Raw genomic sequence first — 21,132 nt, forward strand, 5'->3', positions numbered from 1 at the left:
CATGACGTTCTCCCTCGGCATCGTGGGCGCCGGGCAGTTCTCCGGCCAGTTCGCCAAGCTGTTCCTCGCCCATCCGGGCGTCGGCGAGGTGTACGTGACCGACCTCCTGCCGGAGCGGGCGGAGCAACTGGCCGCCACGGAAGGCCTGTCGGGCACGTTCCCCTCGTACGAGGCCATGCTGGAATCGCCGGCGGTCGACGCGGTCGCGATCTTCACCCAGCGCTGGACGCACGGGCCGCTGGTCCTCCAGGGACTCGGCGCCGGCAAGCACGTGTACTCGGCGGTGCCGATGGCGGTCACCGCGGCGGAGATCGGCGCCATCATCGACGCCGTTCGGGCCACCGGGCTCACCTACATGATGGGTGAGACGAGCCAGTACAACCCGGCGACCGTCCACGCCCGCAACCAGATCGCCGAGGGCGCCTTCGGCAGGCTCTTCTACGCCGAGGGCGACTACGTGCACGACATGGACCTCGGGTTCTACGAGGCCTACCAGTACAGCGGCGGCGAGAACTGGAAGGCGACCGCCAGCTATCCCCCGCTCCTCTACCCGACACACTCGGTGGGCGGGGTGCTCGGCGCCTGGCAGACGCACGCGGTGAGCGTGTCGGCGATCGGGGTGCGGGACGAACGCGGCGACGGTGTGTTCGACAAGGAGGTCAGCCAGTTCGGCAACGACTACTCCAACGCGAGCGCGCTGTTCGAGGTCGCGGGCGGCGGTTCGTTCCGTACGAACGAGTTCCGCCGCGTCGGCTACCCCTCGCAGATCCGGGAGTCGCGGTTCCGGTTCTTCGGTACGGAGGCGAGCATGGAACAGCTCGCCACGGTCGCTCTGTGGCAGGACAAGAAGGGGGTCACGGACATCAGCGAACTGCTGGAGCCCAAGCCCACCATGGCTCCTGACGATCCATCACTCCAGCACATCGCCCCGGACCTGCGGGCCGCGTTCACGTCCGGCTCCGCCCCGGTGCACGACCGCTCGCGCCTGCCGAGGGAGTTCGACGAGCTGCACAACGGCCACGAGGGCAGCCACCACTTCCTGGTGGACGACTTCGTGACGGCGGTCAACACCCGCACCCTGCCGTCGGTGAACGCATGGGTGGCCGCCCGCTACACCCTGCCGGGCATCGTGGCGCACGACTCGGCGCGGCAGGGCGGGGAGAGGCTGACGATCCCGGACTTCGGGGACGCGCCCGAGTCGTGACGCCAGGGGCCTGAGACCAGGGACGGCCGGGTGCCTCAGGTGCCCGGCTTGCGGCCGTACACGAAGACGTCGTCGCCGTTCTTCAGCAGCGACCAGTACTTCTTGGCGGTCGTCTTCGTCATGTTGACGCAGCCGTGCGAGCCCGGCGGGTTCCACATGCTGAGGCCGACCGAGTGGAAGGCCTGCCCGCCGTCGAAGAACTGGCTGTAGGGCATCGGGACGTCGTAGATGTTCGAGACGTGGTCGATGTCCCGCCAGTAGATCTTCTTCAGGCCGGTGCGGGTCTCGTAGTTGTTGCGGCCGGTGCGGACCGGCACCGGGCCGTAGACGAGACGGCTGCCGTCCTGGATCCAGCTCAGCTGGAGCGTGAGGTTGACGCAGGCGATACGGCCCTTGTTCGTCGGGCACTTGCCTTCCTTGTTGGGCTTGTTCCCGACGGCCTTCTGCTTCAGCATCAGGTCCATCACACCCCAGGTGACGGGACCCGCGTAGCCCTGGTTGGGGGTTATGCCGTGCTTGTTCTGGAAGGCCTGGATGGCCTTGCAGTCACCGCTCGACTGCCTTCCGTCGACGGGCCGCCCGAGGAACTTCTCCACCTTCTTCTGGTACGGGCCGGTCTGCGTCGTGCAGCTCGCGGCCTGCGCCGGCGCGGTGCCGAGCACCAGCGCGAGCGGGGCCACGAGCCCCGTGATCCCGAGCGCTACCGCACCTCGTCTGCGTACGTCCCCCATGGTGGTGCCTCTCTCCTATGTGCTGCGCGCCGTGTGTTGCGTGCAAGTTGTCATGAACTTTCTCTGACTGCTAGACCGACGTTCCGGGTCATCGGTTGTAGAGCAGCCCGGGCCGGGACGAAACAGTGACATTCCCGTGGCCTGTCCCGGAGATCAACTGGACGGATACCGTGCGGACATGTCCGCGTTCATTCAGCAGCTCCCCGCTCTCATCGGCGTCGTCATCGGCGCGCTCGGTTCCTACTGGGCCGTCGTACGAGGGGACCGGGTCCGTTTCAGTCGTGAGCGGGAGGCGCGATGGGAGGAGCGGCGGCTCTCGGTGTACACGGACTACGCGCGGGCGCTCAAGAAGTCCGTCACCCTGACGTACCGGGTCGCGGCGAGCCTCGGCAACGACCCGCATCCGCATCCCCTGACGCCCGAGGAGGCGGTACCGCTCATCGCCGAGGCCACCCTCGCCCGGGACCCGTACGGGGAAGCCCTGCTTCTGCTGGGCGACACCGAAGTGGTCGCGAAGGCCCGGGAGTGGGTGGCCACGCTGCTGGACATGGAGGCGTTCCTGCGGGAGCGGACCGAGAATCCGCAAGCCTGGCAGGCGCTGCTGGAACGCCAGCGGGCCGGACGAGAGGGCTACTACGCGGCCGTACGCAACGACCTGGCCCTGCCACCGGGCCACTCGGCCCGCTGGCCGGTCCTGCCGGTCCCCGGGAGCACCGGGGACGCGGGAAGCACGCCCGGCCGCGGTTGACGTATCCCTACCGGTATCCGCTCGCGTCCGCCGGTTTCCCCGTGTCCTGGACCTCGACCAGATAACGCCAGGCGTCCGGACGACTGCCGTCGAGGTCGGTGAAGCCGTAGACCTGGGCGAGTCCACCGCTGGAGAGTGACTCGCCGTTCCAGCGGGCCACGTCCGGGTCGGACGCCAGGGCCGTCACGGCGCGGCCGACGAAGCGCGGGGTCTCCGAGATGGCAAAGTGCGGGACGCGCTCCAGGGCGTCCCGCCAGTTCTCCTCGCGGACGCCGAAGTGTTCGAGCATCATCTCGGAGCGCAGCCAGCCGGGGGTCAGCGCCACCGCGGTGGCGCCACGCGGGCCGAGTTCATGGCCGAGGGCGAAGCCCATGCGCAGGACGGACGACTTGGCGAGGTCGTAGAAGAAGGAGCTCCGGTAGTTGGCGCGGTTGTAGTCGGCGGTGCCGTCGGTCATCTCCACCACCAGGCCACCGGGGTGGCGCAGCAGCAGGGGCAGGGCGTGGTGGCTGGTGATGGCGTGGGTCTCGACGGCGAGTCGCAACAGCCGCAGCCCGTTGTCGAGGTCGTGCTCCCACACCGGGCTCTCCCACTCGAAGAGGTTCTCGCCGCCCCAGACGTCGTTGACCAGTACGTCGAGTCGCGCGTCGGCCCCCTGATCCTCGGCGATCCGGTCCACCAGCGCCCGGACCGCCGCCGGGTCGAGATGGTCGGTGGGTACGGCGATGCCGTGGCCGCCCGCCTCGGTGACCAGGTCGGCGGTGTCCTCGATGGTCTCCGGTCGGTCGTACTCGGAGCGTCGCTGCCGGGTGCTGCGGCCGGTCACGTAGACGGTGGCCCCGGCGGCCCCGAGTTCCACGGCGATACCGCGTCCGGCACCGCGGGTCGCTCCGGCGACCAGGGCGACCCTGCCCGCCAGTTTCCCGCCCCGAGCCCCTTCGTCCTGCTGCCCGTCCAGGGGGTTCTCCGTCGTCCTCGGCATGTCCGTGTCTCCTCCGTGCGTGATCGCGAGCCTGAGCGACGCGGCCCACCGACCGGCGTCACGTCAAGGGTGACGCCGATACCGGACATCCACTGTCGGGTATTCCGCTCACGACATGCCGCAGCGCGGGCAGTTGTTCCGCCAGCGGGTCCAGGCCCACGTCCTGACGGCGCTCCTCGACCGTCTCGGGTTGGCGGATCGGGTACGGACAGAGCGTGTTGGCGTTGATGCGGGTGCCGTAGAACTGCGGCTGGCCCAGCTCGACCGCGCAGTGGTCGGCGATGTAGGCGTGGTGCACGGCCGGGCAGCCCCCGTCCGCCACGGCTTCCGCGATCAGATCGCGGCAGGTGAGCTGGAAGCCGAGGTCGGCGGTGTGCAGCAGGATCATCAGGGCCGCCGTCGAGGCGTGCTCGCCGACCTGACCGGCCTCCGGCCAGCCGCGGCGGGCCACCACCGCCCTCAGGGCGTCGGCGTTGGCACCGCGGCACCGGGTGACGAAGTGCCGGTTGAGCGCGGTGGGCGTCTCACGGGCCAGCCGGGTCAGCCGCTGGTCCTCCTCGGCCCGGCGCACCAGTTCGGCGGCCAGGGCGGCCTGTGGCGGATCGGCCGCCGGGCCTCGTGCGGTCTCCATGGGCGGTGCGCTCCTCATACCGTTCTCCTGCCCCCGATGACCTTCACGTCTTCTCTCCGACGACCAGCGAGAACCACACCTTCTTGCCCGGGGTGCCCGGGTCCGGCGGCGCTGTGCCCCAGTCGTCCGCGAGTGCGGCGACGATGGACAGTCCGCGCCCCGACTCGGCCGCCGCGCCGGGCGTGCGCGGCCGGGGCAGCAGGGGCGAGGGGTCCGAGACGGTGACGCGCAGTTCGTGCCCGGTGTGTTCCAGCATGACGGCGACCGAGTCGGCCGGGCCGGCGCCCGCGTGCGAGACCGCGTTCGCGAACAGCTCGTCCGTCGCGAGGACGGCGTCGTCGAGCAGGTGGGACAGGTGCCAGAAGGTGAGGTGCGCGGCGACCGTGCGCCGTACCGAGGCCGCGCACGAAGGGTGCGCGGGCACCGCGACCTGGAACAGGCTGGGCCTGCTGAGGGAGATCAAGGGAGCCTCACCATGTAGTCCACGTCAACGTCATCCACGTCGTCCAGGCGTTCCGTGCGGTCCGTCCGGCCCGGTCCACGGAGGTTCGGTGACGGCGGCGTAAGTGTGGCGGGACTGTCGTGGGTGCCGTCATCGGAACTCCTTCCGGTGCGCCGGTGCTGTTGTCGAAGACAACAGCACCGGGAGCCTGCCGGGCCAGGGGGTGAGGGGGTTGTCCGGTTGCATATGCGTAGTGGCGCCGGCTACGCCACCGCTCCCAGGACCGGACGCGATCTGCGTTCGAACTCCTGGACCATCGGCTCCCCGCGGTGCGGGGCGAGCCGGCCACGGAAGTCCCGCAGGGCCTGGATCGAGCGTTCGCTGTGGACGCCGCTCAGCGCGTCGAGTGCCTCCGTCGCCGTGCTGAGCGCCTCGTCGAGACGGTGCTGCTGCAGATGGGCCGTCGCCAGCACCGAGCGGCTGATCGCCTGGCGCCGACGGCGGTCGGCGTGGGCGCGTACGGACTGCGTCGCGGTGTCCTCCGCCTGTGCCGCCCACCCCAGGTCCCGGAAACACACCGCCGATTCCGCCTCCAGGTAGTGGTGGTCCAGGAAGCGCACCCACGGGGACTCCTCGGTGCTTCCCCGGCTCGCGGCCAGCTGCTGCTCGGCCGCGCGCAGGGCTTCGGAGGTCTCGCGGGCGCGGCCCAGTGCCGCGTGTCCCCGGGCTGCCATGGCGTACAGGCGCATCAGGCCGAGCGGGCTGCCCGAACCCTTTGCCGTGGCGAGGCCGGCCCGGGCCAGACACACACCTTCGTCGGGGCGGCCGAGGCTGGTCGCCAGGTGGGACAGGCCTGCCAGGATCTGCCCGCCGAGCACCCGGTCGCGGCCCTCGGCGCACAGCCGCAGCCCCTGGGTCATGTAGCGCTGCGCGAGCCCGTACTCCCCCGCGTCGTACGAGCTCCAGCCGGCCATCGCCGCGAGGCGGGCCGCGGCGGCGAACAGTTCCCGCAGCGGGGCCGGGGCGACTCCGCGCTGCTGGAGCATGGGGATGATCTCGGTGGTCAGGTAGTGCACGATGCTGGTGCGGACCCCGCCGCCCCCGTAGTGGTTGTCCATCTCGTCGAACATGCCGATCATCGCGTGGACCTGCTCCACGGGACCGGCACAGCCGGGAGGCGGCACAGCGGCCGGTACGGGACGGACGCCACCCGCGTCCCCGACTCCGTCGGTGGGGCCGGGGCTCTCCAGCAGCCAGAGCAGCCACTCACGCTGAGGATTCGTCAGGGCGCCCGCAACGAAGGGGACCGTGCCGAGGAGCGTGCGCCGGGAGATGTCGGTGGAGCCGAGCTCCGCCAGGGTGTGCAGGGATTCCGCCACGTCGTCGCCGTACACGAGGGCCCTGCCCACGACGGGGCGTTGCTGCTCGGGCACGAATCCGAGGTCCGCCGGGGAGAGCGTGCGGGCCAGTCGCTCGCACAGTACGGCGGCGATCAACTCGGGTGTGCCGCCCCGGGGCTGCTGGCCCTGGAGCCATCTGGTGACCGACGCCTTGTCGTAGTTGGTGTCCACGCCCTGGCAGCGGCCCAGTTCGTTGACGCGGTGCGCGAGTGAGGCGTATGAGCAGCCGGCGTCCTTGAGCGCGGTCGCCAGCGCCTTGTTGACTCCGCCCGCGCCCTTGCCGGGGCTTCTCGGTTGTCCGTTCGTCACGGCGGCCATCCAGGTCTCGCATCACGTCGTCGTGGGGGTTCGCACCCGCCCTGTTCTGCCGGGACGTCAACTTCCCGGCGGACGGACGAGGTTCGGTGACGCCACCGCACGATGTGCGGCAGGTCACCCGATCACTATTGTGACCGACAGGCACAGCTCGCAACCTTCGTTCTGATAATTTCAGAATGAAGCGCAAAGGCCTGTCGGTGTCAACCGAAGACGTGGCACACTGCCCGCTGTGACGGCGGTCCCCGGAGGTCCCACGTGAGCGAGAACCGCTCAGGCGGAAGTGCCCCCACCGTCCTTCGGATGGTCCTCGGCAAGCGTCTGAGGCATCTGCGGGAACGGGCGGGTGTGTCGTTCGAGGACGCCGCACGGGCGATCGAGGTCACGCCGTTGACGGTCCGCCGGATAGAGAAGGCCGAGGTCGGCCTCCGCATCCCCTACGTGAAGGAGTTGCTGCGCACCTACGGTGTCCTGGCCAAGGAGATCGACGACTTCCTCCACCTCGCCAGGGAGGCCAACCAGCCGGGCTGGTGGTACAAGTACCGCGATGTGCTGCCGGACTGGTTCAGCGCCTATGTGAGCCTGGAGAGCGAAGCCACCGTCATCCGGCTCTACGAACCCCACTACGTCCCCGGCCTGTTGCAGACCGACGACTATGCCGCCGCGCTGCTGCGCATCGGCTTCCCCAACGCGAGTCCCGAGGACATCCGGCGCCGGGTCGCCCTGCGGCTGAAGCGCCAGGATCTGCTCAACAAGCCCGAGGCGCCCGCCGTCTGGGCCGTACTGGACGAGACCGTGCTGCGCAGGCCCGTGGGCGGGGCCGAGGTGATGCGGGCTCAGATCGACCACCTCAGTGAGGTGTTGGAGTTCCCGAAGGTCCGGATCCAGATCATGCGCTTCGCCGCCGGTCCGCACCCCGGAGCCTTCGGTCCCTTCCACTACTTCCGCTTCGGCTTCTCCGAACTGCCCGACGTCGTCTACACGGAGAGCCTCGCCGGCGCGCAGTACTTCGACCAGCCCGCCGACGTTGTGACGTACCTGGAGGTACTGGACCGGATGTCCGTGCAGGCGGAGCCGGTCGCTCGGACCAGGGAGATCCTGGCAGCACTGCGTAAGGAGTTGTGAACCATGGCAACAGACAACCCCGTCCACAGCGGCATGCCCGCGTCCGAACTCGGCTCCGAGGGCTGGCACAAGCCCTGGAGCGGCACCAACGGCGGAAGCTGCGTCGAAGCCAAGCGCCTGCCCGACGGCAGTGTCGCGTTCCGGCAGTCCAAGGACCCTGACGGGCCGGCGCTGGTCTACTCCCGGGACGAGATGGTGTCGTTCCTGGAGGGCGCCAAGTCGGGCCAGGCCGACTTCCTGATCGCCTGATCGCCTGACGCCTCCGCCCGCCGTACGCCTGGGGCGCGAGCGGCCCGCGTACGGCGCACCACCACACCCGCACAACCGGACAACCCGCACGTGCACTGCCGCCGCGGCGAGGTCCCGTACACACTGAGGGAGTTGACGCACAACCGCGCGCACGACTGTGCGCGCACCACTCCGAAGGGAGCGGCATGCAAACGCCGCCTCGCGCCCCGGATCAAGCCATGCCGTCCGGACGTGCCGGCACTCCCCTGCCGGGCCGCTCCCCAAGGGCGGGGACACCCTCGCGATGAACCTTCCGCAGCCTCTCGCGGAGGCCGTCGCCCCCTACCGGACCCTGGTCGTCGAGGGCCACGAGGGCGTCCGCCGCACCCGTCTGTTCACCGAACTGGCCCTGCTCGGCTTCCCGTTACAGCGGCCGCCCGGGGATCTGCACCATCTCGATCCCACCCGGCCGTACCGCGACCTGCTGGCCGCGCCGGGCAGGTTCGTCATCGACGGCGGCATCATCGGGGAACTCGTGTACGGGCCGTTGCGTCACGGACGTTCCCGGGTGACCTGGATCCAGGCGCTGGACTTCGCCGAGGCGATCGCGGAACGCGAGGGCGCCATGCTCCACCTCACCGGGGGTGAGTACGGGGGTGAGCAGGGCGACGACGGGGCGGAGACCGCGGCTGCCGCCCTCGCCTACACCCGGGTGTTCCGGACGCTCGCCCAGCACGTTCCCGTGGTGAACGTGAACGTCACCCCCGCCTTGACCGACCTGGCCACCGAACGGGCTCGCCGCATCCGTGCACCCGCGCCCCGACAGTCCCAACTCCGGCAACCGAACAGGCAGTTGACGGTAGGTTAGCGAAGTCCGCGCGAGGCAAGTCAGGAGAACTCCGATGACAGACGGCCGGCCCACCCCCGACCAGGAAGCACTGTCCAAGATCGACACCACGGTGCCGCACTCCGCCCGTATCTGGAACTACTGGATGGGCGGCAAGGACAACTACGAGGTCGACCGCGAGGCGGGCGACGAGTACCGCGAGATCGCCCCCAACATCGAGACGATGGCCCGCGCCTCGCGCGTCTATCTCATCCGCGCGGTCACCTTCGTGGCCCGCGAGCGCGGCATCCGCCAGTTCCTCGACATCGGCACCGGCCTGCCGACGTACGACAACACGCACCAGGTCGCCCAGAAGGTGGCCCCCGAGTCGCGCATCGTCTACGTCGACAACGACCCGCTCGTCCTGCGCCACGCCCAGGCCCTGCTCACCAGCACCCCCGAGGGCACGACGGACTACGTGGACGCGGATCTGCGCGAGCCCGAGAAGATCATCGAGACGGCGCGCACGTTCCTGGACTTCGACAAGCCGGTGGCTCTGATGCTGATGGGCATCCTCGGCCACATCCAGGACTGGGAGGAGGCCAAGTCGATCACCCACCGCCTCCAGGCCGCCCTGCCCCCGGGCAGCTACTTCGTGCACTACGACAGCACGGACACCGACGAGGAGCTCAAGCGGGCCCAGCAGGGGTACGACGACACCGGCGCGGTCCCGTACGTGCTGCGCAGCCCCGACAAGCTCTCCGCGCTCTACGAGGGTCTGGAGCTGCTGGAGCCGGGCATCGTCTCCTGCCCCCTGTGGCGTCCTGAGCCCGGCACCTCGCCGGAGCCGACGGACGTGTACGGAGGGATCGCGCACAAGGCGTAGCCCTTCCGCCGTACCGGTCGGTCGTGTTTAATGCCATCCTGTCGATCGACAGGATTCCTGGCAATAGCCCGACCGAACGGAACCCCGCATGTCCCTCCTGGCCAGGCCTGCGGTGGCCTCCCTCATCGCCAAGACCATGCAGCGTGTCGTCATGCTGGCGGACGGGCGCTCCAGCGGACGGGGCTCCGCCGCGGAGTCCCACGCCCGCCTTCCCGAGTTCCCGCGGGCGACAAGCGAGCTGACGATTCCGACGTCGGTCGCCCCGGCCCGCGTCGTGGTCTACCGGCCCACGACCGAGGACCCGGCCCCGCCGGTCCACGTCAACTTCCACGGCGGCGGATTCATCCTGCCGGTGACGGAGACGGACGACGCCTTCTGTCGTGCCGTCGCCGCGCTGGCGGGCGTGGTGGTCGTCAACGTCGACTACGTCGTCGCCCCGCAGTACCCGTTCCCGGCCCCGCCCCGGCAGTCGTACGACGTGGTCCGGTGGATCGCCGAGAACGGCGCCGAGCACGGCTGGGACGGCACCCGGCTCACCGTGGGCGGGCAGAGCGCCGGCGGCGGTCTCGCGGCGGCCGTGGCCCGCCAGGCCCTGGAGGAGAACGGCCCCCCGATCGCACTCCAGGTCCTGCACTACCCGCCGCTCGACCTCGCGACCGCCGCCAAGGACAAGCGGGCGGCGATCGCCAAGCCGATGCTGCGACCGTGGATGGGCGAGGTGTTCGACAGCGCCTACGTGCCGGACCCGCGCGAGCGTGCCGACCGGCTCGTCTCCCCCGCCCATCCGACGGAGACCGCGGATCTGAAGGGCATCGCCCCGGCCCTGATCGTCACCGCCGCCCACGACCGCCTCCGGGCGGAGGGCGTGCGCTACGCCGAGCGGCTTCGGCAGGTGGGCTCGCTGACGGAGCACCATGACGTCGCTGAGGTCGATCACGCCTATGACCTCGACGACGACGAGAAGGGCCGGGAGATCTACGCCTTCATCGCCCAGCACGTACGGCAGGCCACGGCGGGCGACTGACCCCCCGCACGGGCCACTCCCGCTCATCTCAGGGTGAGCGGGGTCTCCGTTTCCGCGCGGGTCAGTTTCTCGGGGTTTCGGACGTAGTAGAGGCCGGTGACGCGCGCGTCCTCGACACGCATCGCCATGATCCCGTCGAGCTCGCCGTCCAGGTGTACGACGAGTGCCAGTCCGCCGTTGACCACGGTGGGGGCGACGGTGATCGGGCTCTTGTTCTTGCCGAGAACGCCGACCAGGAAACGGGCCACCTTCTCGGCGCCGTTGATCGGTCGCAGCGCGGCCTGCTTGATGCCGCCGCCGTCGTTCACCAGGACGACATCCGGGGCGAGTACGGCAAGGAGGGCCTTCGGGTCGCCGGTTTCCAGGACGCGCTGGAACGATTCCAGGACGGCCCGGCTCTCGTCCGGGGAGACGGCCTGACGGGGGCGGCGGGCATCGACGTGCCGGCGGGCGCGGTGGGCGATCTGGCGGACGGCCGCGGGGCTCTTGTCGACGGCGGCGGCGATCTCGTCGTAGCCCGTGTCGAAGACCTCGCGCAGGACGAACACGGCGCGTTCGGTCGGCGAGAGGGTTTCGAGGACGAGCATCAGGGCCATCGAGATGCTTTCGGCGAGTTCGACGTCCTCGGCCACGTCGGGCGCGGTGAGCAGCGGCTCGGGCAGCCACTGGCCGACGTAGGCCTCCTTGCGGCGGCTCATGGTGCGCAGCCGGTTGAGGGACTGCCGGGTCGTGATGCGGACCAGGTACGCGCGCTGGTCTCGGACCTGCTCCAGGTCGACCTTGACCCAGCGCAGCCAGGTCTCCTGGAGGACGTCCTCGGCGTCGGCCGCCGAGCCGAGCATCTCGTAGGCGACCGTGAAGAGCAGGTTGCGGTGGGCGACAAAGGTCTCGGTCGCCGGGTCGGTGGATGGAGTGGTGGGCTGGGCGGTGGTGTGCTCGCTCATGTTCCGGCCCCTGTCCGGCCCGGGCAGGGGCCCTGGTCGCCGACGGTTCTGGTTCTCGGGCGTGCTTCCACAGCATGGTCCCTTTCGTTTTTCGTTTTCGTCGACGGTCGTTCGATCAGCAGGGGGACACTGCCCGGCGCTCGGCCGTGGCACGCCGGGCCGTGTCCTCAGACTGCCGGTTCAGTGGTGGCCCGCTCCTGTTCGGGCTTGGCCTGGAGCAGCCGGCTGCGCTTGGCGTCCTTGGTCCACCACGTGCGCGCACCGGGCTTGCGTGCCTCGTACGACAACTGCCAGGGGATGCTCCTGCAGATGAGTTCCTTGATCTTCGCGCCCGATCGGCCGCCGAGGTAGTGCCACTTCGCGGTGTCGTCCTTGCCCATGAGCTGAAAGATGCCGGCGCGACGACCCAGGCTGATGCACGTGCCGACGAACCCCACCTCGATGGCCGCGGGCCGCTCACCCGCGATCCGGCTCAGTACCGTCTCGGCGGCCTGCGGGCCCAGCTGGACCGCGGCCTGGCAGCTCATCCGGAACGGCAGGTCCGACGGGGCCGCCGAGTCCCCGGCCGCGACGATGCGCGTGTCGTCGACGCTCGTCAATGTCTCGTCGGTGAGCAGGCGGCCCAGGGCATCGGTGCGCAGGCCGCTGCGCACGGCCAGGTCCGGTACGCCGAACCCGGCGGTCCAGACCGTCACCGCGCTCGGCAGCTCGCGTCCGTCGGCGAGCCGCACGGCGTCGCGGGTCACCGTCGTCACCTTCGTGTCGGGGCCGTCGAGGACGCGCACCCCGAGTGCGGTGAGCCGCCTGGCCACCGATCGGCGCCCCCGCGGATGCAGGGACGGGCCGAGCAGTCCGCCGCAGACCAGGGTCACGGTGCGGCCCTGCTCCGCCAGCTCGGCGGCGGTCTCGATACCGGTCGGCCCGGCCCCGACCACCGTCACGGGGGCCGACGCGGGTGCGGCATCGAGGACCGGCCGCAGGCGCTGTGCCTCCTCCAGGGCGGCGATCGGGTACGCGAAGTCGGCGGCGCCGGGCACGCGCGGGTCGGCGCTGCCGCTGCCCACCGCGTAGACCAGGTAGTCGTAGCTGGCGGTGCCGCCGCTCGCGAGCGTCACTGCGCGCCCGGCCGCGTCGATCCGTGTCACGGTGTCCACCACCAGCCGGACGCCCTCGGCGAGGACCTTCCGGTAGTCGGCGACCGCCTCGTGGGTGCCGCCCACGAGTTGGTGGAGGCGGATCCGGTCGACGAAGGCGGGGCGTGGGTTGATCAGCGTGACGGTGACGTCGGTGCGCTGCGTCAGCCTGTTGGCCGCCATGACGCCGGCGTAGCCGCCGCCGATCACGACCACATCAGTGTTCCGGCTCATGGTGTCTCCTCCGCGTTTACGGCGCCCCTTCAAAGGGGTTCGGCCTCAAGACACCGCTCGGCCGGTGGTTGTGACAGGGTGCGCTCAATCTTTTTTCGCCCCCGCCGCCCCTACCCGTCCCATCCCGTTCCTGGGGGCTGCGCCCCCAGACCCCCTGCGGCCCTGAACGGGCCTCGTCCTCAAACTCCCCCAGAGGGGGGACCCCCAGACGGGCTGGAGATGCCGGTCGACTCCGGGGGCGTGCCGTGTGTGTGGAAGGACTCGATGGTCTTCAGGCCCCATGCCTGTCCCTTGGCTCGCTCGGCCTGGGTCCAGGTGATCAGTGGCCAGTCGGGGGCGAGCACCAGGCGGGTGAGCGGGTTGCACAGTTCGATGCGGTTGCCGCCCGGCTCGTAGACGTACAGGAAGAACGTCTGCTGGATGGCGTGCTTGTGCGGGCCGGTCTCGATGTGTACGCCGTTGTCCAGGCACAGGTCGGCGGCGCGCAGGATGTCCTCACGGGTGTCCGTGGCGAACGCGATGTGGTGCAGGCGGCCGTTGGAGCCGGACCAGTCCTCCGTGTAGACGATGTCGTACGACTTGTTGGTGAACGTCAGCCACTGGGCGGCCAGCCGCCCTTCGTCCAGGACGATCTGTTCGGTGGGGCGGGCGCCGAGTACGTGCTGGATGAGACCGGCGTTCGGCTCGACCGAGGCCGCGAGGAAGTTGACGTGGTCGAGGCGGCGTACGCCGACGCCCGTCGCGGGTTTGGCCTGGGGCTGGTTCTTGAGGCCGGGCCGCAGCTCGGGGGGCGCCTGGTACCACTCGGTCTGCCAGTACAGGGCGATCTCGTGGCCGTCGGGGTCGGTGGTGACGTACAGCGGGCCCAGGCCCGGTTCGTCCTCGGCCCAGCGACCGGGGCGGCCTGCACTCTCGGTCTCCTTGACCCTGCGCTGCAGTGCCTCCTCACTGGAGGCGCGCAGGGCGGTGCGGCGGATGCCGGAGGTGGAGTGGGCGGTGAGGGTGAGGCTGTGGTGCTCGTAGTCGTCCCAGGTCCTCAGGTACACCGAGTCGCCGGAGCGGCCGTTCTCGGTCAGGCCGAGGATCGTGGTGAAGAACCGGACGCTGGCGTCGAGGTCGGGCGTGAGGAGTTCGACATGGCCGAGGTGGGCGATGTCGCCGATTGGCGGGGTGGTCATCAGCGGCTCCTGTCGGGGAGGGCGACAGCGGGACGGGGGAAGACCGTGCCGTCGAAGATCTTGCGGGCGGTACGGACGACGGCCGTGCGGTGCGCGACCGGGGTGGGGCCGTCCGTGTGGACGACGGATTCGACGTCCAGGAATCCGGTGGGGTGTTCGATGCGCAGCGGGTCGTCGTCGTGGGCGGGGAGGCGTGCCACGCCCTCCCCGACGCCGCCGGTCATACGCAGGCCGGCGGCGACGCTCGCGGCTCCGAGCACGCCGATCGCCGGGTGGCAGCGGACCGGGATGAAGGTGCGGGTCATGACGGTGCCGCCGTGAGCCGGCGGGGCGAGCAGCGTGAGCTTGGGCACGGTCGCCGACGAGACGTCGCCGAGCCCCATCAACTTGCCTGCCGCCAGCCGGATTTCGTGCAGCCGTGCATTGAGGGCGAGGTTCAACTCCAGGTCCCTAGGGTCCTCGTAGCCGGTGATCTGAAGGGCGGAGGCGGCGATCAGTACGGTCGGCATGCCGTTGTCGACGCAGGTCACCTGCGTCCCGGCGACGGTGTCGCGGGCCCGGCCGGTCGGCAGCAGGGGTGCGCTCCCCCGTTCGAAGGCGATCGCGACCGGAGCGGCACCGCCGGGTACACCGGAGATCTCGGTCGTGCCCGCGTAGACGGCACGTCCGCCCGTCGTGGGGAAAGTCGCGGTGGCGTGGTCGCCGCTGTTGACCATGCGGATGCGTACGGAGGTCAACTCCTCCCCGGCCGCGACCAGTCCGCGTTCCACGGCGAACGGTCCGACGCCCGCGAGAAGGTTCCCGCAGTTCTGATGATCCGTCACTTGTGGCTGTTCGACGCCTACTTGGAGGAACAGGTAGTCGACGTCGGCCTGCTCGTCGGCCGAGCAGGAGACGACGGCCACCTTGCTGGTGAGGGGGTGCGCTCCGCCGAGTCCGTCGATCTGGCGGGGGTCAGGGCTGCCCATGACCCGCAGCAGCAGCTCGTCGCGGGCGGCGGGGTCGGCCGGCAGGTCCTCGGCGAGGAAGTAGGCGCCCTTGGAGGTGCCGCCCCGCATCAGCATGCAGCGCAGCCCCTCCCCCGGGCCGCCCGTACTCACGAGCGGGTCCCCGGTCCGGCGCCCGGGTCAACTCCCGCACCGGTGTCCGAGTTGGCTCCCCCTGCGCCCCTCGCGTACTCCGCGTACTCCGCGTACTCCGCGTACGACTGGTACCGCACCCCCAGCCGTACGAGGGTCTCGCGCAGCCCGTACCGGTCCAGGCCCAACTGGCCGTCCCTGAAGGCGAGTCGGGACGCCTCCTCCTTCGCGGTGCGGGCCTCGGACGCCTTGACGGCCTCGGCGGAGCGCTGCCGGGGTACGACCATGACGCCGTCGTCGTCGGCGATGATCACGTCGCCGGGGCGGATCTGCTGACCGCCCACGATGATCGGGATGTTCACCGAGCCGCCCGTCGCCTTGACCGTGCCCTGGGCGGACACCGCCGCCGACCAGACGGGGAAGCCCATGGCGCGCAGTTCGGCGGTGTCGCGTACCCCCGTGTTGATGACCAGGCCGCGTACGCCCCGGCGTTGCAGAGCGGTGGCGAACAGTTCGCCGAACAGGCCGTCCGTGCAGGGGGACGTGGTGGTGACGACCAGGATGTCGCCCTCGGCGCACTGTTCGACGGCCGCGTGGATCATGAGGTTGTCGCCGGGCCAGCACAGCGCGGTGACGGCGGTGCCCGCGACGCGTACGTCCTGCTGGATGGGGCGCAGGGCCGGGCCGAGGAGGCCAGTGCGGGCGAGGGCCTCGTGGACGGTGGCGACGCCGTAGCCGGCCAGTGCGTCGACGTCCTCGGCGACTGCGCGCGGCGGGTCGGTGACGATCACGCCGCTCATGCCAGTTCCCCCGTGACCTGCGGGTAAAGACGCATGTAGGCCTCGCCGTAAGTGGTGTGCGGCAGGCCGAGGTTGGGGCCGGCGTTGCGCTTGAGCTGGACGCCGCGCCGTTTCGCGAGGTCGGTGTAGTAGTCCCACAGGTGCTGCTGGGCCGGCAGGCACTCCATGGCCTTGCGCTTGGTGTCGAACACCTCGGTGATGTCGAGCAGCACCTGCGGGGTGAAGTCGCACATCTCGGGCTGGTGGGGTTCGAAGAAGAACACCGGTGGCGCGCCCAGGACTTCGCCGGGGGCGGGGTAGCCGATGGCCTGGGCGAGTATCCGGGCGTCCAGGGCCATGCGGGCGGCGGCCGGATGGTCGGCGTTGTAGGGGTCGGACAGCGGGTGGGTGAGCACCACGTCGGGCCGGGTGTCGCGATAGATGCCCACGAGGCGGTCGGTCAACTCCGGTGTGGCGAGGAGCGGGTAGTCGCCGGCGTCGAGGAAACGGACCTCGGCGCCGAGTGCGGCGGCGGCCTGCTCGGCCTCGGTCCGGCGTATCCCCTTGATCTCATCGAGCGACCTGCCCTCCCGCCAGGCCTTGGCTGATTCGCCGCGTTCCCCGTACGACAGGCAGGCGATGACGACCTTCTCGCCGCGCGAGGCCGCCAGCGCGATGGCACCCCCCGCCCGCCAGACGAAGTCACCGGCGTGTGCGCTGATCACCAGCGTCGAGCGAGCGGTGGCGGGCACCGCAGCGTGTGTCATGGCAGAGATCTCCTTGGTGGACAGGCTCTTCGGCCCACCGCGGCGGCGTCATGCGCGCAACGCGCTATTCGCGCAACGCGGCGATCACGCTCGTGAGATGGGCGCGAGCGGCCGCTTCGGCCGCCTGCGGATCCCTGGCCGTGATCGTCTCGACCATGGCCAGGTGCTCGCCCAGGGACTGCTGGGGGCGCCCCGGTCGCAGCGCGAGCTGGAAACGGTGGCGCACCAACTGGGCGTTGAGCTTCTCCAGCAGTTCCACGGCCGTCCGCTGGCCGGAGAACTGTCTGATCCGGGCGTGCAGTTCGTGGTTGAGTTCGGAGTAGGTGACCGGCTCGCCGTCGGCGACGGACTTGGCCATCGCCTCGCCCAGGCCGGTCAGTTCGGCCAGTTGGTCGTCGGTGGCCGCCACGGCCGCCTTGGCCGCGCACAGTCCTTCGAGGACCATCCGGCATTCGGTGATGGCGACCGCTTCCTCCACGGTGACCACTCGCACCCGCGAGCCGCGGTTGCGGATCCGCTCGACCAGCCCCTCCGACTCCAGTTCGATCAGCGCCGCCCGGACGCTGGCCCGTGTCACACCGAACTGCTCGGCGAGTTCGTTCTCCACCAGCCGCTGGGCCGGTGACATGTCGCCGCGCAGAATCGCCTGCCGCAGCCGCTCCAGCGCGTGCTGCTTGGCCTGCTCTCCGGTGCCTGGACGGGCTTGGTTCGGCATGCGCCCTCCTGAGTGAGTGCCTGTCGACGCTAAATCCGGACGGACAATATTGTCAACAATATTGTTCTCCATGTTCGGGCACAGTCGACGCGCACTCATCCACCGAAACCGCCCCCTATGGCCGTTCCGGCTATCAGGTCAAGCGTCCCGGACTATTGACTCCATCACCCTGCTGTAGCGATCCTCATCACAGATTTGCGCGAGCCATGACAACCTTTGTGCGAGGACGTGAGTGATGACCGAGCCCCCCTTCCCGCCTCGCCCGCGTCGCGGACGCAGCCCCCTGACCGTGCTGTCCCTGCTTCTCGCCGTACTGGCGCTGACGCTCGGTACCGGGCCCAGCTCGGCGGCCGGCACGGACTGGTGGACACCGACCGCGCGCCCGACGCCCGACTCCCAGATCAATGTCACGGGCGAGCCCTTCAAGGGCACCAACTCCCAGGGCGAGGTACAGGGGTTCGTCGACGCGCACAACCACCTGTTCTCCAACGAGGCCTTCGGCGGACGGCTCATCTGCGGGAAGGTGTTCTCCACCAGCGGGATCGCCGACGCCCTCAAGGACTGTCCCGAGCACTACCCCGACGGCACCCTCGCGATCTTCGACTACATCACCCACGGCGGTGACGGCAAGCACGACCCGGTCGGCTATCCGACGTTCAAGGACTGGCCCGCGTACGACTCGATGACCCACCAGGCGAACTACTACGCCTGGGTCGAGCGCGCCTGGCGCGGCGGCCAGCGCGTGCTGGTCAACGACCTGGTCACCAACGGCATGATCTGCTCGATCTACCCGTTCAAGGACCGCAGCTGCGACGAGATGACGTCCATCCGCCTCCAGGCGAAACTGACGTACCAGCTCCAGGACTTCATCGACGCGCAGTACGGCGGCACCGGCAAGGGCTGGTTCCGGATCGTCACCGACAGCGCGCAGGCGCGTGAGGTGATCAAGCAGGGCAAACTGGCGGTCGTACTCGGCGTCGAGACGTCCGAGCCCTTCGGCTGCAAGCAGATCCTGGACATCGGACAGTGCAGCAAGGCCGACATCGACAAGGGCCTCGACGAGTTGTACGGCCTGGGTGTGCGCAGCATGTTCCTGTGCCACAAGTTCGACAACGCGCTGTGCGGGGTGCGGTTCGACGAGGGCGGTCTCGGTACGGCAATCAACGTCGGCCAGTTCCTGTCGACGGGCACCTTCTGGCAGACGGAGAAGTGCACGAGCGCGATGCACGACAACCCCATCGGCGGCGCCACGGCGACCAGCGCGACGGAGGACCTGCCGGAGGGCACCGAGCTGCCGACGTACGCCTCGGACGCCCAGTGCAACAAGCGTGGGCTCACCGACCTCGGTGAGTACGCGGTGCGCGGCATGATGAAGCGCAAGATGATGCTCGAGATCGACCACATGGGCGTCAAGGCCGCCGGCCAGGCGATGGACATCTTCGCGGCGGAGTCCTACCCGGGCGTGCTCTCCTCGCACAGCTGGATGGACCTCAACTGGACCGACCGGGTCTACGGTCTCGGCGGCTTCATCGCCCAGTACATGCACTCCTCCAAGGAGTTCGTCGCGGAGGCCGCACGCACCGACGCCCTGCGCACCAAGTACAACAAGGGCTACGGCTACGGCACCGACTTCAACGGCATCGGCGACCACCCCGCGCCGCGCGGCACGAACACGGGTACGACGGTGACGTACCCCTTCACCAGCGTCGACGGCGGCTCGGTGATCAACCGGCAGACCACGGGTTCGCGCACCTGGGACATCAACACGGACGGTGCCGCGCACGTCGGGCTGATCCCGGACTGGATCCAGGACATCAAGCAGGTCGGCGGCGCGGACGCGGTGAGCGACCTGTTCCGAGGCGCCGAGTCCTACCTCGACACCTGGGGCGCGTCGGAGACCCACAAGGCCGGGGTGAACCTCGCCAAGGGCGTGTCCGCGACGGCCAGTGCGTCCGAGTCGAACCCGGTCACCAGCTACCAGCCCGGCCGCGCCGTGGACGGCGACTCGGGCAGCCGCTGGGCGAGCGACTGGAGCGACGACCAGTGGCTCCAGCTCGACCTCGGGTCCACGAACCTGGTCAAGCGGGTCACCCTCGACTGGGAGAGGGCGTTCGGCAAGTCGTACCGCATCGAGCTCTCGACCGACGGTACGACCTGGCAGACCGCGTGGTCCACGACCGTCGGCGACGGTGGCCTGGACACGGCACAGTTCGCGGCAGTTCCGGCCCGCTATGTGCGCGTCCACGGACTGGATCGGGGCACGGACTGGGGATACTCACTCTACGAAGTGGGTGTCTACGGCACCTGAGTTCCGCACCTAGGGGGAGTTCATGGCACGCAAGCCGTCGGCCGAGCGGCGCCGGCAGCTGACGGAGGCGGCCATCCGCGCGATGACCCGGGACGGCGTCCCCAGGACGACGACCCGGTCCATCGCGGCCGAGGCGGGCGTGTCACTGAGCGTCTTCCACTACTGCTTCGACTCCAAGCAGGCCCTGATCGAATCGGTCATCACGACGATCATGGACCACTACGTCGATGTGGTGCGCGAGGCGATCCAGCCCCAGTCCACCCTCCAGGAGACGATCAGGGCGGGCTTCAGGGCGTACTGGGACCATGTGGCGGCCCATCCGGGCGAGCACATGCTGACGTACGAACTCACCCAGTACGCCCTGCGCGAGCCGGGGTTCGCGCATCTGGCCCGTCGGCAGTACGAGCTGTACGCCGACACGTACGCCCAGCTCCTGGAGCAGCTGCGCGCGAGCATGGGCTTCGAACTGAGCGTGCCCGTCCCGGTGTTGGCCGGCTATCTGGCCGCGATGACGGACGGGCTGACGCTCAGCTTCCTGGCCCTCGGCGACGAGAAGGCCTGCGTGGACATCATCGACACGGTGACCGACCATGTGGCCGCCCTCGTACGGGAGCAGCCCGTACGGGAGTTGGGGTGACGGGAGTCGGGGTGACGGGAGTCGGGGTGAAGAGGGACCGCTCCGGCTGAGCGGTCCACCCGAGGTGCCACACGATGTCGTCTACCGGCTGCAGCGCCGTCGTGGCTGGTCGCGCAGTTCCCCGCGCCCCTTCAGGGCGCTCCTCCTCGCGTCTCCTAAGCCCCCACCGCCAACAAACGTTCGGCGTACTCCGTGAGGTACTCCTCGCGTTGCTTCGCCGACACCTCCCCCGGGGCCCGGGCGACGAACGGTGGGAGGACGTCGAAGCCCAGGCAGCGGAGGATGCCGTGGTGGATGGGCCAGAGGGCGCGGTCCAGGTCGCCGTCGGGGGCGTCAGGGGCGTACAGGCCGGAAGGGGTGCCGGTGGTCGTGCACACCAGGGCGCGTCTGCCCTTCAGTGGGCCGGTGTCGTAGGCGCGTCCCTCCCCGTAGGCGAAGCCGCGGGCCATCGTGCGGTCGACCCAGCCCTTGAGGATGGCCGGCATTCCGGACCACCACAGCGGGAACTGGAGGATCATGAGATCGCACCGGGCGACCTTCTCCTGTTCCGCGAGGACGTCGGGCGGGGTCTCGTGCGCCGTCGACACGCGTTCCTGTTCGGCGGCGACGTCCAGGAAGTCGGGGTCCGTCCAGACGCCGGGGAAGTCCTCGGCGTCGACCGCGGCCTTCCAGCCGAGCCGGTACAGGTCGCTGACCACGACCTCGTGCCCGGCCTGCTTCAGGACGTCGACGGCTCTGACCTTCAACGCGCCGTTGAAGGAGCAGAGTTCGGGGTGGGCGAAAACGATCAGTACGTTCACAGTGGGGGGTCTCCTC

At 69.9% G+C, this 21,132-nt stretch carries 22 protein-coding genes; 9 read left to right on the top strand and 13 right to left on the bottom strand.

Annotated elements, in window-relative coordinates; all coding sequences use genetic code 11:
* Position 1 precedes the first annotated feature (1 nt).
* Positions 2-1,204 carry a Gfo/Idh/MocA family protein gene (locus OG734_RS03165; protein WP_330293547.1) on the top strand — a complete coding sequence of 401 codons (1,203 nt, stop codon included), beginning with the start codon at positions 2-4 and terminating at the stop codon, positions 1,202-1,204.
* A gap of 35 nt (positions 1,205-1,239) precedes the next feature.
* Here the strand turns inward: OG734_RS03165 and OG734_RS03170 are convergent, their stop codons facing one another.
* Entirely contained in the window at positions 1,240-1,935 is a 696-nt protein-coding gene (locus OG734_RS03170; RefSeq protein ID WP_330285925.1) for a L,D-transpeptidase family protein, read from the bottom strand.
* Positions 1,936-2,113: 178 nt separating this feature from the next.
* Between OG734_RS03170 and OG734_RS03175 the strand changes: the two genes are divergently transcribed.
* Positions 2,114-2,683: a hypothetical protein gene (locus tag OG734_RS03175; RefSeq protein ID WP_330285926.1), complete on the top strand. Its 570-nt coding sequence runs from the start codon at positions 2,114-2,116 to the stop codon at positions 2,681-2,683.
* 7 nt (positions 2,684-2,690) lie between these two features.
* Here the strand turns inward: OG734_RS03175 and OG734_RS03180 are convergent, their stop codons facing one another.
* The 4 genes from OG734_RS03180 to OG734_RS03195 form a co-directional block, all read right to left on the bottom strand.
* Entirely contained in the window at positions 2,691-3,665 is a 975-nt protein-coding gene (locus OG734_RS03180) for an SDR family oxidoreductase (protein ID WP_330285927.1), read from the bottom strand.
* A 58-nt stretch (positions 3,666-3,723) separates the two neighbouring features.
* The gene (locus tag OG734_RS03185; protein ID WP_330285928.1) at positions 3,724-4,296 is read right to left on the bottom strand and encodes a DUF6624 domain-containing protein; all 573 of its coding nucleotides are present in this window, start codon (positions 4,294-4,296) and stop codon (positions 3,724-3,726) included.
* A gap of 43 nt (positions 4,297-4,339) precedes the next feature.
* Positions 4,340-4,759, bottom strand: a complete 420-nt coding sequence (locus OG734_RS03190) for an ATP-binding protein (protein WP_330285929.1) — start codon at positions 4,757-4,759, stop codon at positions 4,340-4,342.
* 242 nt (positions 4,760-5,001) lie between these two features.
* A complete protein-coding gene (locus tag OG734_RS03195) occupies positions 5,002-6,456 on the bottom strand; it encodes a hypothetical protein (RefSeq protein WP_330285930.1) in 1,455 nt (484 codons plus the stop codon).
* A gap of 255 nt (positions 6,457-6,711) precedes the next feature.
* On the opposite strand from OG734_RS03195, the gene OG734_RS03200 reads away from it, so the two are divergent.
* The 5 genes from OG734_RS03200 (at position 6,712) to OG734_RS03220 (ending at position 10,542) form a co-directional block, all read left to right on the top strand.
* Positions 6,712-7,578, top strand: coding sequence for a helix-turn-helix domain-containing protein (locus OG734_RS03200; RefSeq protein WP_330285931.1), 867 nt, complete (start codon positions 6,712-6,714; stop codon positions 7,576-7,578).
* Positions 7,579-7,581: 3 nt separating this feature from the next.
* Positions 7,582-7,827: a DUF397 domain-containing protein gene (locus OG734_RS03205; protein ID WP_330285932.1), complete on the top strand. Its 246-nt coding sequence runs from the start codon at positions 7,582-7,584 to the stop codon at positions 7,825-7,827.
* Between the two features lie 283 nt (positions 7,828-8,110).
* On the top strand, positions 8,111-8,674 hold the full coding sequence (locus OG734_RS03210; RefSeq protein WP_330285933.1) for a hypothetical protein: 564 nt from the start codon (positions 8,111-8,113) through the stop codon (positions 8,672-8,674).
* A gap of 34 nt (positions 8,675-8,708) precedes the next feature.
* Positions 8,709-9,518 (top strand): SAM-dependent methyltransferase, encoded by an 810-nt coding sequence (locus OG734_RS03215; protein ID WP_330285934.1) that lies wholly within the window; start codon positions 8,709-8,711, stop codon positions 9,516-9,518.
* 88 nt (positions 9,519-9,606) lie between these two features.
* A complete protein-coding gene (locus OG734_RS03220; RefSeq protein WP_330285935.1) occupies positions 9,607-10,542 on the top strand; it encodes an alpha/beta hydrolase fold domain-containing protein in 936 nt (311 codons plus the stop codon).
* Between the two features lie 23 nt (positions 10,543-10,565).
* Here the strand turns inward: OG734_RS03220 and OG734_RS03225 are convergent, their stop codons facing one another.
* From OG734_RS03225 to OG734_RS03255, 7 genes are all read right to left on the bottom strand, one after another.
* Positions 10,566-11,486, bottom strand: coding sequence for an RNA polymerase sigma-70 factor (locus OG734_RS03225; protein WP_330285936.1), 921 nt, complete (start codon positions 11,484-11,486; stop codon positions 10,566-10,568).
* 167 nt (positions 11,487-11,653) lie between these two features.
* A complete protein-coding gene (locus OG734_RS03230; RefSeq protein WP_330285937.1) occupies positions 11,654-12,853 on the bottom strand; it encodes an NAD(P)/FAD-dependent oxidoreductase in 1,200 nt (399 codons plus the stop codon).
* Positions 12,854-13,032: 179 nt separating this feature from the next.
* Positions 13,033-14,031: a catechol 2,3-dioxygenase gene (locus OG734_RS03235; protein WP_330285938.1), complete on the bottom strand. Its 999-nt coding sequence runs from the start codon at positions 14,029-14,031 to the stop codon at positions 13,033-13,035.
* On the bottom strand, positions 14,031-15,095 hold the full coding sequence (locus OG734_RS03240) for a 4-oxalomesaconate tautomerase (RefSeq protein ID WP_330293548.1): 1,065 nt from the start codon (positions 15,093-15,095) through the stop codon (positions 14,031-14,033). The genes OG734_RS03235 and OG734_RS03240 overlap by 1 nt, the downstream gene beginning before the upstream one ends.
* A gap of 32 nt (positions 15,096-15,127) precedes the next feature.
* Complete coding sequence (locus OG734_RS03245; RefSeq protein ID WP_330285939.1) at positions 15,128-15,910, bottom strand: 4-carboxy-4-hydroxy-2-oxoadipate aldolase/oxaloacetate decarboxylase; 783 nt, start codon at positions 15,908-15,910, stop codon at positions 15,128-15,130.
* A complete protein-coding gene (locus tag OG734_RS03250) occupies positions 15,907-16,656 on the bottom strand; it encodes a PIG-L deacetylase family protein (RefSeq protein ID WP_330285940.1) in 750 nt (249 codons plus the stop codon). The genes OG734_RS03245 and OG734_RS03250 overlap by 4 nt, the downstream gene beginning before the upstream one ends.
* A 64-nt stretch (positions 16,657-16,720) precedes the next feature.
* Positions 16,721-17,371 carry a GntR family transcriptional regulator gene (locus OG734_RS03255; protein ID WP_330285941.1) on the bottom strand — a complete coding sequence of 217 codons (651 nt, stop codon included), beginning with the start codon at positions 17,369-17,371 and terminating at the stop codon, positions 16,721-16,723.
* Between the two features lie 235 nt (positions 17,372-17,606).
* Between OG734_RS03255 and OG734_RS03260 the strand changes: the two genes are divergently transcribed.
* Positions 17,607-19,679 carry a galactose-binding domain-containing protein gene (locus OG734_RS03260; RefSeq protein WP_330285942.1) on the top strand — a complete coding sequence of 691 codons (2,073 nt, stop codon included), beginning with the start codon at positions 17,607-17,609 and terminating at the stop codon, positions 19,677-19,679.
* 22 nt (positions 19,680-19,701) lie between these two features.
* Positions 19,702-20,316: a TetR/AcrR family transcriptional regulator gene (locus OG734_RS03265; protein ID WP_330285943.1), complete on the top strand. Its 615-nt coding sequence runs from the start codon at positions 19,702-19,704 to the stop codon at positions 20,314-20,316.
* Positions 20,317-20,471: 155 nt separating this feature from the next.
* Here the strand turns inward: OG734_RS03265 and OG734_RS03270 are convergent, their stop codons facing one another.
* On the bottom strand, positions 20,472-21,116 hold the full coding sequence (locus OG734_RS03270; protein ID WP_330285944.1) for an NAD(P)H-dependent oxidoreductase: 645 nt from the start codon (positions 21,114-21,116) through the stop codon (positions 20,472-20,474).
* Positions 21,117-21,132: the final 16 nt, after the last annotated feature.

The sequence above is a fragment of the Streptomyces sp. NBC_00576 genome (assembly GCF_036345175.1).
Classification (GTDB): Bacteria; Actinomycetota; Actinomycetes; order Streptomycetales; family Streptomycetaceae; genus Streptomyces.

What these genes read in the sequence shown, in the direction of transcription:
- OG734_RS03175 (WP_330285926.1), top strand. Translation starts at nt 2,114, where the DNA reads ATGTCCGCGTTCATTCAGCAGCTCCCCGCTCTCATCGGCGTCGTCATC.
- OG734_RS03265 (WP_330285943.1), top strand. Translation starts at nt 19,702, where the DNA reads ATGGCACGCAAGCCGTCGGCCGAGCGGCGCCGGCAGCTGACGGAGGCG.
- OG734_RS03240 (WP_330293548.1), bottom strand. Translation starts at nt 15,095, where the DNA reads ATGCTGATGCGGGGCGGCACCTCCAAGGGCGCCTACTTCCTCGCCGAG.
- OG734_RS03205 (WP_330285932.1), top strand. Translation starts at nt 7,582, where the DNA reads ATGGCAACAGACAACCCCGTCCACAGCGGCATGCCCGCGTCCGAACTC.
- OG734_RS03185 (WP_330285928.1), bottom strand. Translation starts at nt 4,296, where the DNA reads ATGGAGACCGCACGAGGCCCGGCGGCCGATCCGCCACAGGCCGCCCTG.
- OG734_RS03170 (WP_330285925.1), bottom strand. Translation starts at nt 1,935, where the DNA reads ATGGGGGACGTACGCAGACGAGGTGCGGTAGCGCTCGGGATCACGGGG.
- OG734_RS03245 (WP_330285939.1), bottom strand. Translation starts at nt 15,910, where the DNA reads ATGAGCGGCGTGATCGTCACCGACCCGCCGCGCGCAGTCGCCGAGGAC.
- OG734_RS03180 (WP_330285927.1), bottom strand. Translation starts at nt 3,665, where the DNA reads ATGCCGAGGACGACGGAGAACCCCCTGGACGGGCAGCAGGACGAAGGG.
- OG734_RS03210 (WP_330285933.1), top strand. Translation starts at nt 8,111, where the DNA reads ATGAACCTTCCGCAGCCTCTCGCGGAGGCCGTCGCCCCCTACCGGACC.
- OG734_RS03235 (WP_330285938.1), bottom strand. Translation starts at nt 14,031, where the DNA reads ATGACCACCCCGCCAATCGGCGACATCGCCCACCTCGGCCATGTCGAA.
- OG734_RS03220 (WP_330285935.1), top strand. Translation starts at nt 9,607, where the DNA reads ATGTCCCTCCTGGCCAGGCCTGCGGTGGCCTCCCTCATCGCCAAGACC.
- OG734_RS03225 (WP_330285936.1), bottom strand. Translation starts at nt 11,486, where the DNA reads ATGAGCGAGCACACCACCGCCCAGCCCACCACTCCATCCACCGACCCG.
- OG734_RS03165 (WP_330293547.1), top strand. Translation starts at nt 2, where the DNA reads ATGACGTTCTCCCTCGGCATCGTGGGCGCCGGGCAGTTCTCCGGCCAG.
- OG734_RS03230 (WP_330285937.1), bottom strand. Translation starts at nt 12,853, where the DNA reads ATGAGCCGGAACACTGATGTGGTCGTGATCGGCGGCGGCTACGCCGGC.
- OG734_RS03195 (WP_330285930.1), bottom strand. Translation starts at nt 6,456, where the DNA reads ATGGCCGCCGTGACGAACGGACAACCGAGAAGCCCCGGCAAGGGCGCG.
- OG734_RS03255 (WP_330285941.1), bottom strand. Translation starts at nt 17,371, where the DNA reads ATGCCGAACCAAGCCCGTCCAGGCACCGGAGAGCAGGCCAAGCAGCAC.
- OG734_RS03250 (WP_330285940.1), bottom strand. Translation starts at nt 16,656, where the DNA reads ATGACACACGCTGCGGTGCCCGCCACCGCTCGCTCGACGCTGGTGATC.
- OG734_RS03260 (WP_330285942.1), top strand. Translation starts at nt 17,607, where the DNA reads ATGACCGAGCCCCCCTTCCCGCCTCGCCCGCGTCGCGGACGCAGCCCC.
- OG734_RS03215 (WP_330285934.1), top strand. Translation starts at nt 8,709, where the DNA reads ATGACAGACGGCCGGCCCACCCCCGACCAGGAAGCACTGTCCAAGATC.